Source organism: Streptomyces sp. NPDC029139 (assembly GCF_055564335.1).
In genome coordinates, this window is the sequence record NZ_JBVHWN010000030.1 from 1 (window position 1) to 16,849 (window position 16,849).

The 16,849-nt window shown below is 62.3% G+C and carries 12 protein-coding genes and 2 pseudogenes; 7 read left to right on the forward strand and 7 right to left on the reverse strand.

Annotation, left to right across the window (positions count from 1 at the left end; all coding sequences use genetic code 11):
- The first annotated feature begins 514 nt into the window (after window positions 1-514).
- The 3 genes from ACZ4VW_RS32245 (at window position 515) to ACZ4VW_RS32255 (ending at window position 3,650) form a co-directional block, all read left to right on the forward strand.
- Window positions 515-1,504, forward strand: a complete 990-nt coding sequence (locus ACZ4VW_RS32245) for a GlxA family transcriptional regulator (protein ID WP_467968653.1) — start codon at window positions 515-517, stop codon at window positions 1,502-1,504.
- Between the two features lie 225 nt (window positions 1,505-1,729).
- Window positions 1,730-3,010: a sensor histidine kinase gene (locus tag ACZ4VW_RS32250; protein WP_467968655.1), complete on the forward strand. Its 1,281-nt coding sequence runs from the start codon at window positions 1,730-1,732 to the stop codon at window positions 3,008-3,010.
- Window positions 2,982-3,650: a response regulator gene (locus ACZ4VW_RS32255; RefSeq protein WP_467968657.1), complete on the forward strand. Its 669-nt coding sequence runs from the start codon at window positions 2,982-2,984 to the stop codon at window positions 3,648-3,650. The genes ACZ4VW_RS32250 and ACZ4VW_RS32255 overlap by 29 nt, the downstream gene beginning before the upstream one ends.
- 1,015 nt (window positions 3,651-4,665) lie before the next feature.
- Here ACZ4VW_RS32255 and ACZ4VW_RS32260 read toward each other — a convergent pair.
- A complete protein-coding gene (locus ACZ4VW_RS32260; RefSeq protein WP_467968659.1) occupies window positions 4,666-5,607 on the reverse strand; it encodes a HAMP domain-containing protein in 942 nt (313 codons plus the stop codon).
- Window positions 5,608-5,922: 315 nt separating this feature from the next.
- On the opposite strand from ACZ4VW_RS32260, the pseudogene ACZ4VW_RS32265 reads away from it, so the two are divergent.
- Window positions 5,923-6,303 (forward strand): annotated as a pseudogene (locus ACZ4VW_RS32265) (L,D-transpeptidase family protein); the annotation flags it as partial.
- A 334-nt stretch (window positions 6,304-6,637) separates the two neighbouring features.
- On the opposite strand, the gene ACZ4VW_RS32270 reads toward ACZ4VW_RS32265, so the two are convergent.
- The 4 genes from ACZ4VW_RS32270 to wrbA all read right to left on the reverse strand — a co-directional run bounded on the left by ACZ4VW_RS32270 (window position 6,638) and on the right by wrbA (window position 9,688).
- Window positions 6,638-7,297, reverse strand: a complete 660-nt coding sequence (locus ACZ4VW_RS32270) for an HD domain-containing protein (protein WP_467968661.1) — start codon at window positions 7,295-7,297, stop codon at window positions 6,638-6,640.
- Between the two features lie 51 nt (window positions 7,298-7,348).
- Window positions 7,349-7,717: an OsmC family protein gene (locus tag ACZ4VW_RS32275; protein ID WP_467968663.1), complete on the reverse strand. Its 369-nt coding sequence runs from the start codon at window positions 7,715-7,717 to the stop codon at window positions 7,349-7,351.
- Window positions 7,718-7,952: 235 nt separating this feature from the next.
- A complete protein-coding gene (locus ACZ4VW_RS32280; protein ID WP_467968665.1) occupies window positions 7,953-8,990 on the reverse strand; it encodes a nuclear transport factor 2 family protein in 1,038 nt (345 codons plus the stop codon).
- Window positions 8,991-9,070: 80 nt separating this feature from the next.
- A complete protein-coding gene (gene wrbA / locus ACZ4VW_RS32285; RefSeq protein WP_467968667.1) occupies window positions 9,071-9,688 on the reverse strand; it encodes an NAD(P)H:quinone oxidoreductase in 618 nt (205 codons plus the stop codon).
- 338 nt (window positions 9,689-10,026) lie between these two features.
- Between wrbA and ACZ4VW_RS32290 the strand changes: the two genes are divergently transcribed.
- The 3 genes from ACZ4VW_RS32290 to ACZ4VW_RS32300 all read left to right on the forward strand — a co-directional run bounded on the left by ACZ4VW_RS32290 (window position 10,027) and on the right by ACZ4VW_RS32300 (window position 15,031).
- Window positions 10,027-11,832, forward strand: a complete 1,806-nt coding sequence (locus tag ACZ4VW_RS32290; protein ID WP_467968669.1) for a glycoside hydrolase family 15 protein — start codon at window positions 10,027-10,029, stop codon at window positions 11,830-11,832.
- A 272-nt stretch (window positions 11,833-12,104) separates the two neighbouring features.
- A complete protein-coding gene (locus ACZ4VW_RS32295; protein WP_467968671.1) occupies window positions 12,105-13,316 on the forward strand; it encodes a serine hydrolase domain-containing protein in 1,212 nt (403 codons plus the stop codon).
- A 356-nt stretch (window positions 13,317-13,672) separates the two neighbouring features.
- Complete coding sequence (locus ACZ4VW_RS32300; protein ID WP_467968673.1) at window positions 13,673-15,031, forward strand: serine hydrolase domain-containing protein; 1,359 nt, start codon at window positions 13,673-13,675, stop codon at window positions 15,029-15,031.
- 40 nt (window positions 15,032-15,071) lie between these two features.
- On the opposite strand, the pseudogene ACZ4VW_RS32305 reads toward ACZ4VW_RS32300, so the two are convergent.
- Together ACZ4VW_RS32305 and ACZ4VW_RS32310 are read right to left on the reverse strand one after the other, a co-directional pair.
- A pseudogene (locus ACZ4VW_RS32305) lies at window positions 15,072-15,479 on the reverse strand (helix-turn-helix domain-containing protein); the annotation flags it as partial.
- Between the two features lie 238 nt (window positions 15,480-15,717).
- The gene (locus tag ACZ4VW_RS32310) at window positions 15,718-16,401 is read right to left on the reverse strand and encodes a winged helix-turn-helix domain-containing protein (RefSeq protein WP_467968675.1); all 684 of its coding nucleotides are present in this window, start codon (window positions 16,399-16,401) and stop codon (window positions 15,718-15,720) included.
- Window positions 16,402-16,849 lie beyond the last annotated feature (448 nt).

A 16,849-nucleotide genomic window follows, 5' to 3' on the forward strand; every position in this document is an offset into this window, starting at 1 on the left:
TGCTACCACGGGGCCCGCGGCCAGTCCCAGCGCGATCAAGAACTCCGAGCGCGGGCGCTTCACGTCCGCTGCCAAGGTGTTCATCGTGAGCTCCTTGAAGAGAAGTACGGCCTGAATTAAGCCCTGTCCCCGACTCAACGAGCTCTTTTCTCGCTACCGTGGCCGCCCATCCGGCCCTCCAAGCCACATATCCAGCCTCCACGCAGCACAGCCAGGGCACGTCACGGGCTACTTTCTGGTTTGTCTCTTCTGACAAGCTGATCCAGGTGGCAGATGTCCGGATCTACGGTGCTCCTGTCCCGACTCGTGGTTTGCTGGGGGGGAGTGGGATGGGAACGTGGTTTTGCGGCAGAGGAGCCACGGGCCTAGCAAGGAGCCTAAGCGAGCAGTCGCGCCCGCACGCACTGTGGTGGCTTCTCTGCCCGTAGACCCATGAGGGCAAGCGGAAATTTTGGCTTGTGTAGGCCTTGTTCTCTGGCTTGCCCGCAGTCCCGGGAAGGGCAAGAATCCTGATATGAACCGCGCAGCGGTGCCGGTCCATCAGATCCTTATGGTGATCTTCGACGGCGTTCAGGTTCTCGATGTGACTGGACCACTAGAGGTCTATGCTGCCGCCAATGAGTTCGGGGCCAATTACCGGATCACCACGGCTTCGGTTGACGGCAAACCTGTCATCACGACGGCTGGCCTTCAGCTCGTACCCGATGCAGCACTCAGTGAGCTGACTACACCGGTGGACACACTGCTCGTTCCTGGCCGGTCTGACTGGTGGGTGGCCGTCTCGGATGCGACCCTCATCGCTGCGATCAAGTCATGGGCATCCAAGTCAAAGACGGTTGCCTCTGTGTGTGCGGGCGCCTTCCCTCTGGCTGCAACAGGGCTGCTGGATGGGCGACGAGCGGCGACTCACTGGCGCCTTGTCCCCGACCTGGCAGCTCGCTTCCCACAGATCACTGTGGACAGCGATGCCATCTTCGTCCGGGACGGAGACTTCGTCACCTCTGCCGGCATTACCGCCGGAATCGATCTTGCGCTATCCCTGGTCGAAAATGATCACGGCCCCGACATCGCAAGGGCCGCAGCCAAGCAGCTGGTTGTCTTTATGGCTCGACCCGGAGGGCAGTCGCAGTTCAGCGTCCGACAGACGGCGAAATACAGCAAAGATTCCGTTCTCCGCCAGGTGCTCGACGCCGTAGCGGCGGACCCCCGCGCTGATCACACACTCACCTCCATGGCCGCGCGTGCCGGCGTTAGTGAGCGGCACCTCACACGGCTTTTTCGCTCAGAGACAGGCATGAGCGCGGCTCAGTTCGTAGAACGTGTCCGGCTTGAAGCGGCTCAGGCTCTACTCGAGGGTGGTAGCGACCCGCTGGACTCCGTAGCCCGCAGAAGCGGGTTCGGTTCGGTCGAGACCATGCGCCGCATCTTCCGTCGCTCCTTGAACACCACGCCCGGTGCCTACCGTGCCCGATTCCGCACCACCGTCGCCAATGTCCCAAATTAAGTCATTTGCGTCCTGTAGTGACTGAACATCTTGACGCTCGGTTCCGCACTATTGCAGACAGAAGGTTCGGCTGAGCGCTGAAGGCCCCTCGCCGTCACGAGAGCTGCTCGTAAATTGAGCACCCAATGGCTGGCAGGTAGGCCGATTTTTGCTGTTGCCCGCCTTTCGCATTCCTGTGTCGAAACCTGGAATGCTGGCCAGGAGGACCGCACCGCAGGAGCAGCGATGACCTTCATGTACAAACTCGACGCCATTGGGCGGAGACGAGTTCCTGCTGTGGCGATGGATCTGCTTCTGGCCAGCCTGATTCTCGTTGGAGCTTCAGCTGTACCGGCAGAAATTGTGAGCAGTCCGGGGATTAGGCAACCTGATATCTGGCGAAACCTACTTGTTCTCATGTTCTCTGCCCCGGTTGCATTTCACCGAAGGAAACCAGGGTTGGTTCTGGGTATTGTGGCCTTCTCTCTGGCAGCCCTGCAGGGGATACAGTACATCCCTGACCCGGTCGGTCCGACAGGGGCGGCAGTTGGCGTTCCATACGTGGCCCTTGCGATCGTTGTATTTCTCACCGCGGTACGTTCATCACGTCATTCTGCAGCTGTTGTGATCGCGACCATGATCCCTGGTGCGATCACCGCTGAAGCGTTGATGAGTCCCGGATATCGCGTCGCAGCCGCACTCACTATCGGCATCCTGCTTGTTGCTGCATGGTCCCTGGGCAGGTTGTACAAGGCCCGCAAGGGCATCGAGCACGAGGCGCTTGAGCGCGCCGCGGCCGTGGAGCGGGAACGAGCTGCGAACGCCCGGGCCGCCGTAGCCCAGGAGAGGGCTCGCATTGCTCGCGAACTGCACGACATTGTGGCGCACAACGTCAGCCTGATGGTTGTACAGACCATCGCAGCCGACCGGGTGCAGGACCGCGACGGAGCTAAGGCGCATGAACTGCATCGCAGCGTCGAGCAGGTAGGACGCACGGCAGTAGCCGAACTGAGAGAGCTGCTTCAGGTGCTGCGCACCGAGGATGCTGACGAGGGCAGCCCTTCACAACCACCGCAGCCGACTATCGATGAGATACCGACTCTGGTAGAGGCTGTGCGGGCAACCGGTCTGGACGTGCGGCTCACCATCACTGGCAAACCGCAACCGCTGCCGGCCGTTTCTCAGCTCGCGGTCTACAGGATTATCCAGGAAGCCCTGACTAATACACTCAAACATGCCGGAAGAACGCGTGTGGCGCTGGGTCTCTCCTGGCAGCCGGATCAATTGAATGTCACCGTTTGTGACAGCGGTCGCCGCGGGGGAGAGCGGGGGGCGTCCGAGGTAAAGGTCTCAAACGGGGCTGGGCACGGCCTCATCGGCATGCAAGAACGAATCAGCGCTGTCGAGGGGACGCTCTACACAGGGGAGCGCCCCGGTGGTGGCTTCTGCGTGCACGCGACCGTTCCATGCCCTGCCCCATCTAAAGGAAATGCAAGACATGACGATGATTCGCGTATTGCTCATTGACGACCAGCCTATGATTCGCACCGGATTCCGCCTGATCATTGAGGCGGAGCCAGATATCACTGTTGTCGGTGAATCGAGCGACGGTGAATCTGGGGCAGAAGACGCCAAAATACTGCAGCCAGACGTTGTGCTAATGGACATGCGAATGCCCAATGTGGATGGTGTGGAAGCAACCCGGAGGATCGTTGATTCAGGTCTCGCAAGTCGCGTGATTATTCTGACCACCTTCGATCTCGACGAGTATGTCGTAGATGCCCTCAGGGCGGGCGCCAGCGGTTTCCTGGTAAAGGACGGGCCGGCGGACTCGCTCGTCGATGCCATACGTACCGTGGCTGGAGGTGAGGCCGTTCTTTCTCCACGGGTCACCCGCAGACTGCTTGACCGCTTTTCTCGTATAGCCGACCACGGGAAATCTCCTGTTCCTCCCAGCCTTGAGGTACTTACCATGAGGGAACTGGATGTCCTCAAATCCCTGGCTCGCGGACTTTCGAACGCGGAAATAGCCAGAGAGCTTGCCATCAGTGAAACCACAGTGAAAACGCACATCGCGCACATTTTCGATAAATTTCATCTACGAGACCGGGTGCAGGCAGTCATACTTGCTTACGACACGGGGCTGGTAATCCCAGGTGTCGCCTGACCGCCCCGACCGCGCCGCCAGCCCTCCTCGCGACGCCGTTCCGACGGCACGGCTCGAGGCCTCGGTAAGCAGCGACTAGGTGATCATCTTGGGGGAGTCGAGGCTGCCGCTTGAGCTGTTCCGACCGCGTTGTCAACGCCTCGAGGCGCAAGTGGACCGCTCGCTGCGCGTGATCAGTCTTGGGTGCCGCCAGCGTCGTCAGAGGCGTTAGTGAGCCAAGCCGGAATCCTGGGACACGTGTCCCAGGCCACTGGTGTTCAGCACAGGCGGGTCTGCACGGCCCTTCAACTCCCACCCCCCACACGTAGGGTAGGTGGGTAGGGCACGACTCGGCGCTCACCCTGTCCCCCCCAACCGATCGGCCTCATTTCGTCGGCCGCCCTTGGGCTGACTTCTCGATCTCATTGGCAAGGGGAGGGAGGGAGAGTCCCGTCGCTCCCTACGATCCGGACGGTCACTCTGCCTGTCGCGTCCTCGAGGAAGACAGTCGTGCACACGAGCTGACGCAGGGCTCCCGGTTCTAGATCTTTAACATGAGACTGAGGCAATCGAACCTGGACCAGGTGATCTCGTTGTCCGCCGACGCGGCTTACTTGCGGTGAAACCTTCAGCCTTGGGAGTCGAGTGGTGATACCAACCGCGCGTTCCTTGGAGCTTGGGCCGAGGAACAGTTCGGCGAGCCCTTGCTCCGTAAGTCGAGGATGGGAAATGGGTACAATCGGGGATTTCGAGTCGCCCGTGCCCTCGCTCGACGGACTCAACTCCGAAGGTCGCTGGTTCACTTCCTGGTTGCTGTGAGCGCCATCCCGAGTCGTCGCTGGAAGCGGATGCCTTCCGTGACGGAGTACTGGCATCAACTGGCCGCCTTCGTCGAGAAAAAAGAGCATGTGGGAGATCTTCACGGGCGTGGGTGTGATGGTTGCGGCTTCGCCTGTTTCGACGACGTCGCTATTCGGTATGCCGCAGCTCGTGAGGCTGACCAGCAAACTGGCTACGGCGGTCGTCTTCGCGAGTTTCATAGCGGAATCCTTACGATGAGGTGCCCCTCCGTCGGAGTGGTTCCTATGACGACCGTGCCGCCGTGGAGCCGTGCGGTTCTCCTGGGTGATCGTGAGCCCGAGAGCGCTGTCGGCGATACAGGACCGCGAGGGGTCCGTCTAGAAGACGCCCGCTGGAGTTCGGCGGCGGACTCGTTGAACGTCCGCGCGAGATCGGCGAGTTCGTCGCTGCCCTTGGCGTGGATACGGGTGTCCAGCTCGCCCCGTCCCATGCTGTGCGCGGCGCGCCTCAGATCCCGTACCGGCCGCAGTACGCTCCGGGCGGCGATCAGGGCGGCGATCAGGGCGGGGATGAGCGCGACGGCGAGGGCCGGCAGGGCGCCGCCACGCGCCGCGGCCACCATGGCCTCGATGTTCTCCTGCTCGTTGCTCATGTCCACGACGGCGTAGACGACCAGGCCGGTGGGGTGGCCGACGGCTCCGGGGCCGGGTTTGAGGAGGGCGGGGACGGCGATCGTGAGGTAGGGGGTGCCGTTCTTGACGACCCGCTGGAAGCTGCCGTGCGTGGTGCCCTGGGCGCGGGCGCGCAGTTCGGGGGTGATGACGGTGGAGGTGGGGCGGTGCGTGGAGGAGACCCAGAGGTCGCCGTACTGGGCGTAGACCCGCCAGGGGTGTGGCTTGCCCTGCTTGGCGATCCGGAAGAGCGCGTCGCGCAGTCGGTCGGCGTCGACGGGCAGGGGGGTGGACAGCGTCGCGACCTGCTCGCGGAAGGCGGAGACGGCGGTGTCCTGGGCCTGTTCGAGGATCGCGTTGCGGGCGGCCCGGTAGGTGAGCGCGGCGGTGGTGCCGCAGCCGACGGCGGCGACGAGGAGAAAGGCGAGGACGTCACTGAGCCTCGCTGCGTATCGGTGTCGTGGGCAGCGTGGTTGGGGGTGATCTGTCAAGAGCAGCGCTGACACAACGTGAGTCTCCAAGTTCCGTCCCTATGGGGCGCACAGGAGGATCACAGTCGAATTTGACCGGGCTGCCCAACGTGTGTGACCGGACGATGACCGTTCTTCTGAAACCCTTGTCACGTGGGCTTCCGGCGTCCGGACAGCGGCCGGGACGGCCTAGAGACTGGAACATCCCAGCCCACTTCTTACCGGGAGGCTTTCCGCGCTGCCCATACACACCCCCGGGCCCGTTGCCGATGGCCGTCACACTCGTCGTCTCGCTCAATACCTGTACAGCGCATGCAGCGGACGGCCCATCCCAGAGGAGCTAGCCGGCAACGTGATGGGCGCCCTGTGCGCACAATCCCCATGTCGGGCGGCACGCCTGGCAGCGACAAGCGGTCGTGGCGGGGCACGGCGGTGCTGATGGCGAAGGAGGGCACGATCAACATGAACTCGGAGACGGTCCGGCTCGGTGACGCCTACCACAAGATGGTCGACTCCTTGCGCACGCGACGCCGTGAAACGCGGCGCACTTCGGCCGGGCGAACCGGGGTGCGGGCTGCGTCGGCATGAGCGACGCCGACGTCGCGCGGCTCTACGCCCAGGTTCGCTCGGGCGACCCCTTCGAGATCCGCGGCGCACACGAAAGGCGTGGTGGCGGAGAGCAGCGGCTACGGGGCGTGGAACCTGAGTTGGGAGCAGTGGAGGCCAAGAGCGCTGGGGAATCGACGGTGTGGATCTGCACCAGACCCCGGCGGCAGTTCTGGTGTAGCCAGCGCCGCTGAGACGGATACAAACAGCGCCAGGTCGTCCGAAGTCGGACCGTTCCAAGCCGTGGAGCCGCGTCCTGAGCGGTCCGCAGCTTCACGGCGGCCGGCAGCGTTGCCCGCTTGAATCCGCGAGGGTGATTCAAACATATGCTGGATCGCTTGCAAGAGTCCCTGGTACTGCTCCGTTGCCAAGGGCAGGCGCTACCCGGGGAGCGGTGCCGTGTAGAGTTTGAAATTTTCGATAGGTGCCGGTCCTGACGTAGGTTTCACCCTGGTCCAAATCACTCAGGCCACTCGGAATCCAGGATGATGTCGACGAAGTTCTCGCGGCTATATCCTGGTGCGTAACGATCCAGTACGTCCGCCTTGACGTTTCCAAAGGTCGTCTGAGGTCGCTCGGCGATCCCATCGGTAAACTCCTTGAGGATCTGTTGCTTGAAGTCGACCCGCGGGTGCAGACCAACGACCTCCGCACGTGCCGATGCCTCGATCTCGGAAAATCCTTGCCCAAGTACGTCGACCTCCACGCCGGCAGTGACCAAGGCGATCTCAGGAGCCATGTGCCAGGGGATCTCGGGGGTCGTATGAAGAGCAATGGCCTGCCAGACGAGGTGCGCATCTTCGGGGCTGACACCATGGACCTGCAGGAACCGACGGGCCTCGTCTGCCCCATCGATCTCGAACCTCTGATCGTTTCGGCGGTAGCGCTCGGTCAGTCCCAGATCGTGGAAGAGAGCGCCTACGTAGAGGAGTTCAGGATCCGCGAACAGACCGCGGGCCAGGCCACGCAAAGAGCCCCAGAAGAAGACTCGCCGCGAGTGATGGAAGACCGTGGGCGAAGCGACCTGGCGGACGAGCTCGGTGGCTTCACGGGCAAGCTTGCTGTCGGGGACGGTGATTCCGGCGACCTGGGTCGGACTAGGGGACATGTGGTTCTCCATGTGTGAAGGACGTGTTGGGATCCGAGGGCGTCGCACTGCTCCCGGTCTGGCTCAAGCTGCGGTCGGGAGGTCCAACGACCGCACGACGGCGCGAGTCTGTACCACCACTGACTCGCTGAGCATGCGCTGGACCGGGCAACGGTCTGCAACTGCGGCGAGCCGGGTGATTTGCTCCATATCGAGACTCCCGGTGACGCGGACCTCCTTGACGATGTGACCACGCGGACCGTTGCGGTAATCCATTCGTGTGCCTACAACGATTTCTCTGAGATTCCATCCTTTGCGCTCTGCGTACGACTGCATGGTCATTGATGTGGACGTCGCGAGGGCTGCGAGAAGAAACTCGGTCGGAGTTGGCCCCGAATCTGCCCCGATCGCTTCTGGTTCATCGGAAATCAGTTTGTGTGGGCCGATGTCCACGATGCGAATCTTCCCTGCTCCGTGGACCCTGACAGTTCGATCGGGCATTGCAGATCCTCTCAAAGTAACCCTGGGGGTGCTCAGTACTGGCGTATCCTGTCCGCATGGCGCCTTGGCATTAGTGACCTCGGACCTTCTCATCCAGACGTCGGACGTCAGGCTGGGGCGACTACTTCAGAGGTCGTGGGGGGCAGGACCGAGCCCACTGATGCGGTCCTGCCCGGCGGCGGGGGCGCTACTTGTTCGGGTTCGTAAAGAAGGTCTCCCAGGCGTAGGTGTCTTCGGGGATATCCTCCATCTTTACGATCTTGCCGTCCCGGATCGTATAGAAGAGTGTGACCTCGATGGGTTCTACATTGCTATTCCAGGGGCGGTTCATGCGGATGAACTCCTCGGCGAAGACTCCCTTGTCGTTCGCGGCCATGTCCGGGACGTCGAGCTTGTAGCGGTCGCCGACTGTCGCCATCACCTTGCTACGGAACTCCTGGAACCCAGTGAACCCTCTAAAGGTCCCAGAGATGTCCGACTTGCCCGGTATTGTGATGACAATATCCTTGTCGATAACCCTCTCTATGCCCTGAATATCGTTTTCCCAGAACATCTTATAGAATTCGCGGCCGAACTCCAGATTCTTCGAATTGGTGGCCTTGCTGATGTCGATAGAGGGCGCCGACCCCTTGGTCTTCGCTGAATTTTTCCGCGCAGCAGTACTGGGCTCGCTGCCTTCCGGAGCTGTCCAGTAGGCGTCGTAATGACGCTGGTCTTCCGGCATTGTCCACGCCTCGGATACCTTGCCGGCCTTGAACTTGTAGTGCATCGTGAACCGGAGCTGCCAGTCCCGGTCGGGGTCGTGCTTCCTGTTCAGGTCTACTACTTCTCGGGTGAACCCGCCATTCTCGTTAACCGCTACGTGAGGCACCTGCATGGAGAACTTCCCTCCATTCCAGGAGAGGATGTTCTGCATGAACTTTTCGAGTCCTTCGTGGCCCCAGTACTCGCCTGCATTTTCTCCCTTACCGGGGACGTGCATGACGAAGTCACTGGTCACGAAAGACTTTGCAGTCTCGACATCGCCCTTCGTGAAGGCTGCGTAGAAGCGCTGGAGAACCTCGGCATTGGCCTGCGAGGTGCTGGTCTGATCGGCGGAGGTGGTGCTGGAGCTCGAGGCTGCAGCGGCTGAGCCCTCTGCGAAGGCAGTGCTGCCCATGACAGCCATGCCGCCGCCGGCGAGAAGGGTCAGTGCGATGGTGATCGGAAGTGACTTCTTCTTCATTCTTGTTCCTAAGACGTTTAAGCCAGCGGTATCTGCCGCCGCGGTGGCTGAGCCGAGTGAATTACTGAGGCGATCTGCTGCTACGCGTCCGTCTGTCCCCTCTTCAGCCAGGTGGCGACCTGAGTGACCCTGCTGCCGATGTGGCGCGCCCCTGCCAGCTGAACCTCCCCGACTGGCAGCGTGCCCCCACCGTCGACGTGAGCGACGCCGTACGGATTGCCGTGCTGGAAGACGACCTCGTCGGTGTAGCCGGGAGGCGCGATGATGCCGCCCCAGTGGGTGAAGATGTTGTTCAGGCCGACGATCGTGGTCTCGGAACCGCCGCCGGTGCCCGTTGAGGTGAAGCCGGCGTACACCTTGTTCGCGAGCTTCCCCTGGAACCACAGGCCGCCCGTCGTGTCGATGAACTGCTTCAGCTGCGCTGCCATCTGCCCAAAGCGGGTGGGAGTGCCGAAGACAACCGCATCTGCCCACTCCAGGTCATCGAGAGTGGCCTGTGTCAGGTCCTTGGTCGCTTCCGCGTGCGCCTCCCACTGAGGGTTGGCGGCGATCGCCTCGGCGGGTGCGAGCTCACCGACCTTCAGCAGACGCACGTCGGCGCCAGCCTTGAGGGCACCTTCAGCGACGGCCGTGGCGAGTGCATGCACGTTGCCGGTCGAGGAGTAATGGATGACAGCGACCTTCGTCTGCTCGGTCATAGCTTTCCTGGCTCTCTTCCCAGTGCGAAACTGCCTGCGTGATTGACTGAGCGCGCATGAATGCCGCGCCGCTGACCTCACAGTGCATGGCATAGAAGCTACAAAAAAGGGAAAAGCGGGACATCTAATCCACGATGTCGGCCATGCCGCCATACGCACGCCGCAGGCCTGCTCGCACGCTCAGCGGGATCCGCGGCCCAGCGGGGCCTGCGACTACAGAAACAGCGCAGTGCGCCCAACCCTGGTCCGTAGGAAGATGACAAGAAGCCCACGCGTCTGCTGAGCCGGGCTACTACCAGCCTTGCGCACGAGAGCCGTTCAATCGCGGAGGTGCCGGTATGAACTACCAGCCCATCTCGGACTACGCTCTGCTCTCTGACTGCCACGCAGCAGCGCTCGTGAGCCGTCACGGCTCCGTGGACTGGCTTTGCCTACCGCACTTTGATTCGCGAGCGGTGCTCGGAAGGATCCTTGGCCCAGAGGCCGGCCACTGGTCGGTGGCGCCAAGCGCTCCCAGCAGCGTCAGTCGGCGTTATCTGGAGCGCACCATGGTCCTCGAGACCACGTTTCGCACAGACACAGGAACCCTTACCCTCACCGATACCCTTGCCTCGGGATTGAACGAGCGCGGCCATGACCTGGGCCGCTTTGCTCCCCACATGCTGTTGAGAGTCGTCGAGTGCACCGAAGGCTCGGTTGATCTCACCATGGAGTTCGCTCCGCGACCCGAGTACGGACTCATCAGACCTCTACTGATTCCAGTAGAGGGCGGCCTGCGGTGCCACGGCGGACCCGACACACTCGGACTGAGCTGTCCAGGCCCGCTCAAGGTTGCGGACACTGCCCGCTGTGACCCCACGCTGCATGCGGGCCAGCGGCTTGGACTTGCTCTGCAGTACGCACCTGCTGGCGGAGAGCCAGCCATGTGGTCCCAAGAGGAGATCTTCACCTATCTCGATGACACCATCCAGGGGTGGCGATCATGGTCGGAACTCCACCAAGCCTACGAAGGCCCCTGGGAGGAGCTCGTGCACCACAGCGGTCGCGTGCTGCAAGCACTGACTTTTCAACCGACCGGAGCCATGGTTGCTGCGCCGACCACATCGCTCCCTGAGGAGATCGGCGGCGTTCGGAACTGGGACTATCGCTTCACCTGGGTGCGAGATGCTTCCTTCACCCTTGACGCTCTGTGGGTAGCGGCCTGCCCGGATGAAGCCGAAGCCTTCTTCCGCTGGATGGCCCAGGCTGCGGCTGGCGACCCGGCGCATCACCAGGACCTGCAGATCATGTTCGGAATTCGGGGAGAGCGTGACCTCAACGAACGCGAGCTACCCCACCTCCCTGGCTGGAGAGACAGCCGGCCAGTTCGCATTGGAAACGGAGCTTGGGACCAGCGCCAGCTTGACGTCTACGGCGAACTGCTAGCGGCGGCCCACCGCTTGCGCGACTACCTGGGAAAGATCGATAAGCCCACCAAGAACTTCCTCGCGAGCCTTGCTGACGCTGCCAGCAGCCAGTGGACGGAGAAAGACCAAGGCATCTGGGAAGTCCGCAGCGGCCCGCAGCACTTCTTGTACTCCAAGCTCATGTGCTGGGTCGCGCTTGACCGAGCCTTGCAGCTAGCCGAGGACCTGGATGCCACTGACCGAATCTCCGCGTGGCTACGGGCAAGGGAAGCGATCCGCTCCGCGATCGAAACCGAGGGCTGGAGCGAAGAGGCTGGAGCCTACACTCAAGCATTCGGCTCGGCTGTTCTCGACGCATCAGCCCTCATGATGCCCATCGTAGGTTTCGAAGCAGCCTCCACACCCCGGATGCGAGCCACCATCCAGGCGATCCAGAACCGGCTCACAGACCAACAAGGCCTCGTCTACCGATACATCGCGACAGACGACGGCCTGCCCGGCGGCGAAGGCACCTTCTTGCTCTGTACCTTCTGGCTTGCTCACGCCCTTGCCCTAGCAGGAGAGGTTACGGACGCACGAGCAATCTTTGAGCGAGCAGCCCGCTGCGCGAACGATGTCGGCTTGCTCGCCGAGGAAGTTGATGCCCAGACCGGTGACCTCATCGGAAACTACCCTCAGGCCTTCAGTCATATCGGCCTCGTGAACGCTGCCTGGGCAATCCACCAGGCTGAGACATAAGCTCACACCGCAGACACGGACCACTTGCACCGCTACCCGTTCCCGCACCCGTTACAGCGGTCACCGTGCAGCGAACGGCACAGGGCGAGCCCGCCTTACGCCAGCAAGTGACGTCGCCCTGCCAGAGGATTCGACCAACCTCCTCCTCCAGGATGAGCTCGCAGGCCTCTCGTAGATCTGGCCGAGACAGAATCTGGTTCAGGGGACTGAGGAAAAGGAACGCACCGCGGGCCAGGCTATAAGGCAGTCCACTACAGTTCGAAGGAAAACGCATGCGTTTCTCTACTGTGGCTGCCGGCGTCCTGACCTCGGCCGTCCTTGCCGTTCCACTGGCTTCCCCCGCCCTCGCGGGAACCCCCACACCGCTGGCAGACACGCGTGTCTCAGCGGCCGACTTGGCCGACGGGCAAGCCCACCACCGGGACCAGGACCACAACAGCCCTGCCCTGCAGAAGGTGCTGGATGACCTCGTCAAGGCCGGAATCCCGGGCGCGATAGCGGAGGTCCGGAGCGCAGAAGGCACGTGGTCGGGGAGCAGCGGTAGGGGAGACCTCGACCGTACCCAGCCACCGCGGCCCGACGGACTCTTCAGGGCAGGCAGCGTCACCAAAACCTTCGTAGCCACCGTGGTGCTACAGCTCGTCGACGAAGGGCACATCGGCCTCGACGACACCCTCGAGCACCACCTTCCGGGACTCGTCCCCACTGGTGAGAAGATCACCGTCCGCCACCTGCTGAACCACCGAAGCGGGCTCTTCGACTACACCGAAAGCCTCTGGCCCGGAGGCCTCCCCGAGATCTACGAAAAGCGGTTCGCCCAGTACACGCCCCTGGACCTCATCGAGGAAGCCAACAAGCACAAACCGAACTTCGAGCCCGGCACCAAGGGCGGATACTCGAACACCAACTACGTGCTGCTCGGACTCCTGATCGAGAAGGTCACCGGGAAGCCCGCGGAGAAGCAGATCGCTGAACGCATCATCAAGCCACTCAAGCTTCACCAGACCTCCTTCCCCCGCACGGCTACAAACATCCCCGGGCCTCACGCCAACGCGTACCTCAGGCTCCACGGACCCGAATCTCCCTTCATCGACATGACGAAGTCCAACATGTCGTGGGCATGGACCGCAGGGGCTCTCACCTCCAGCACCCATGACCTCAACACCTTCAACAAGGCGCTCATCGGCGGAGCGCTCATCTCCGACGACATGCTCAAGGAGATGAAGGAGGTGGAGCCGCTCGGAGCCGGCGCACCGTACGGCCTGGGGATCACTCGCCTTGACCACCCTGAGTTCGGCACTGCTTACGGCCACACAGGAGGGACACCCGGCTACACCACCTACGCCTACACCCTCGCTGACAACAGCCGCCAGGTGACCCTCTCGATCAATACCATGGCCGAGGGCGAAGCCGAGAACAGGGCATTCCAGACAGCCCTCAAGAACCTTCTGGCGGAAGACGCCACGAAGGTCGACGCCAAGTAAGAGATCAGAGCAGTCGGCAACCAACGGGCGCTGGCGGCTTCGGAGCTGCACCGATCGGGCCGCTCCTCACCCGTGACTCGCGCTCCACTGGACAAGTAGGACCAACGTTGCCGCCTCCCAAGCCTGCGCATGCTCAACAGGCCGCCCCTACGCATCGCCCAACGTAGGGGTGGCCTTCGTGCGGCACACCCGCCTGCACGTGTATGCCTCGCAGTACCCACCCAACGCCCCCAGCTGCCCGGGGCTCGCGGGCCGATAGCAATGGGCGGGGCCTGCTCGTTGCACACCTGAAGCTTCCCCGTGAAAAGTCGCGCGTCGTCTGCCGTCAGACATTTGCCAGCACATCCCTGAGAACGATGACGGCTCAGTCCTCCTTCTTTCAGCTGGCCCTGAGGAACGTCCTCGAGGAAGAGGTCGCAGAGACAAAAGCGAATGACTATGGGCAAGCCAAAGCCCCAACGCCTCCAGGCGAGCCTGATGGAAAGAAGGCCGAAATGACCAGAAAGCTCCCATTCGCATTCATGACCCGTCCCAGCACCCAAATCTCCGCGGGCGCCATAGGAGCAGCTGCCTTGGCCGCCGGCGCTCTCCTCGCGGCCATCCCGCCTGTGCACGCCGTTGGCAGCGCAGCCGACGAGAGCACTCCAGCCTTGGCCCCCACTATGAACCAAGGCATGCAACCTCACCTCGACAAGATGGTGAAGGATGGCCTACCCGGCGTCGTTGCCCATGTCAGGAGCGGCGACCGCGTGGCCTCGATGACAGCAGGCGCTGCGGACCTAGGGACCGGCAGGTCGATGACCCCCCAAGACCACCTGCGTGTCGGAAGCATCACTAAGACCTTCACTTCAACGATGGTTCTGCAGCTTGCTGATGAAGGCCGGGTCTCACTTGACGAGCCTGTCGACCGATGGCTTCCCGGCCTGCTCCAAACCGGCGAGGAGATCACGATCCGCCAGCTCCTCAACCACACCAGCGGCCTTTATGACTACATCCACGATAAAAGGGTGATGGCCCCCTATCTGAACGCTGACGGCACCCTCAAGCCCTCGCAGCACTACTACAGTCCCCACGAGCTTGTGAGAGCTGCCGACGCGCACGATGCTGCGTTCGCGCCTGGCAAAGGCTGGTCCTACTCAAACACCAACTATATTGTTCTCGGCCTGCTGATAGAGAAAGTCACCGGGAAATCGTACAACCACCAACTCCGCCACCGCATCACTGAACCCCTGGGCCTCGACGAGACGCGGCTCCCCAGCCACAGCCCTGCGATTCAGAACCCCTTCGCCCACGGATACCAGCTCTACGGTAAGGACTCAGGTCCCTCCGACCTCACCCGGATGAGCCCCTCGCTGGGATGGGCTGCTGGTGGGATGACCTCCACGGTTGGCGACCTGGCCGACTTCGGCAAGGCGCTGTTCGGCGGCAAGCTGCTCTCCCCCAACCAGCTGGCAGAGATGAAGAAGACCGTCAATGAACCTGGCTCAGGGAAGCTCGTATACGGACTTGGCGTGATGAAGGCGGAGGTGTGTGGGGTGACGTACTGGGGACACGGAGGGGACGTGGCTGGGTACCACAGCACTGCCCTGACCTCTGAGGATGGCAACAAGCAGATCACTATGGTCGCCAACGCCGGTCTCGACACGTTCACACCCCAGCAGGCCGCAGACTGGAGTGCGGGCACAAAGCACGCTCTGTGCCCGACCGCGAAGTAAGGCATGCCTCAGGTGCCCCTACAGCGCACCAGCCCTGAGGCGTCTTGCCCACCATGGCAGCGCCACCCGACTCGGACCCCGCCTCGCAGACCTTGTGATTGCCTTGCAGTGGGTAGCCCACAGCAACGACCAAACGGGTATCAGCCTCGACGACAACCTGGTGGTTGGTCGAGTAGCGATAGTTCTTCGACTGTGCGGCGATGGAGCGGTCCCGGGCGGGCACCAGTGTCCCATTCACGATCAGCACGGTGTCTGGGGCGAACCGGCTGTGGCCTTTGAGCACGAGCAGTAGCCAAGGTGCTGCAGCATGCGGTCAGCGGTCGCCTTGGACACATCGAAGAGTGGTGCAAGCTGTCGCAGCGTCAGGTTCGCCCGCTGGTAGGCGGCTCGCCAGTAGGACCCGATCCTCATGTGTCAGGCCCCAGGCGCGTCCCGGACGTACTTCATCCGGCGCCCGCGCGTTGTAGCGCCACGTTCAGGTGTAGATTCCCGCGGAGCCGGCCGAGTGAACGGGAGTTCCCTGCGGCTTCGATGTGCTGATCACGTGCGAGACACCCTGCGATCTTCGCATCGGCTGGCACCGTTCTCCCGGCCTGAGGCAGGACAGGGGCCTGGACGCCCCTGTGGGTAATATCTTTGTCCTCTGCGTCAGCCGGTCGGAAGCGGGACACGCTTTGGACGCTGTTTCAGATTGGTCCAAAGCGGTACCCGAAGCCGCGTACTGTCTGGATGTAGCGAGGCCTGCGCGGGGTGTCTTCAATCTTTGCGCGCAACCGCCGGACGCAGGCGTCGACTGCTCGAGTGTCGTAGGTCTCCTTGTCTTCCCAGAGGTGCTGAAGCAGTACTTCCCGAGAGAACACCTGTCGCGGCGTAGATGAGAGGAACAGGAGCAGGCCGAGCTCGCAGGGCGCGAGTGACACGACCTTGCCGTACTTGGTCGCAGTGAGGGCGCTCCGGTGGATGACAAGATCCCCGTGAAGCTCGGTGGAGGGTCCGCCTATCTCTCTGCCCCAACTACGTGACAGCACTGAACGTATGCGTGCATCAATCACCGCGTGACTGACTGGCTTGACTATGTAATCATCGGCGCCGGATTCGAGACCTTCGACGACGTCCAAGTCGCTTCCTTGCGCAGTGATCATGATGATCGGAAGGGTACTGAAACTTCTCACGCGACGGCATATCTCGAATCCACTGATGTCTGAGAGCGTCAACTCGACGAGAACGATATCGGGGTTGAAGTGCCCAATAGCGTCGAGCCCGGATCTTCCTGTAGAGGCTGATTCCACTCGGTGGCCTCGGAGGGACAGTTCCGTCTCAAGGTGCATACGTGTGATCGGATCGTTTTCGATCACAAGGATTCTCGGCATTATCCGTTTCCCGCGCTTCGGGTCAGTGAGCGGCTTTGTGTTCGGTGAGCGACCTGTTCGTCTTCTGCGGTGCTCGGCAGATCTCTTTTGACGAAGGCGTTTCGGGCTTGCTCCATCTTGGCTGTGGGAATCCAGCATCGTGGCTGAGCAGGTTCAGTCGAGAGCGACCGGGTTGCTGAGGAGGGATCGGCGGCCGCTGACGTGAGGGCGTGCCGGTAGACCTGCCTGTCAGGGCAATTGTTCAGGTCTACCGGCACGCGAGCTGGCTAGCGCTGAGGACGCGGGCCAGCATCAGCCCCTGTCCGTGCTCCGGGGGGAGAGCTACGAATTGGGGCTGGTCTGAGGTCCACCGGCCTATGCCTTGGTGGGGGTGGGGGTGGGGGTGGGGGTGGGGGTGGTTTCTTTTTGGGTGAGGGCGGTGGCGGCGGAGATGGCGAGGAGGATGACG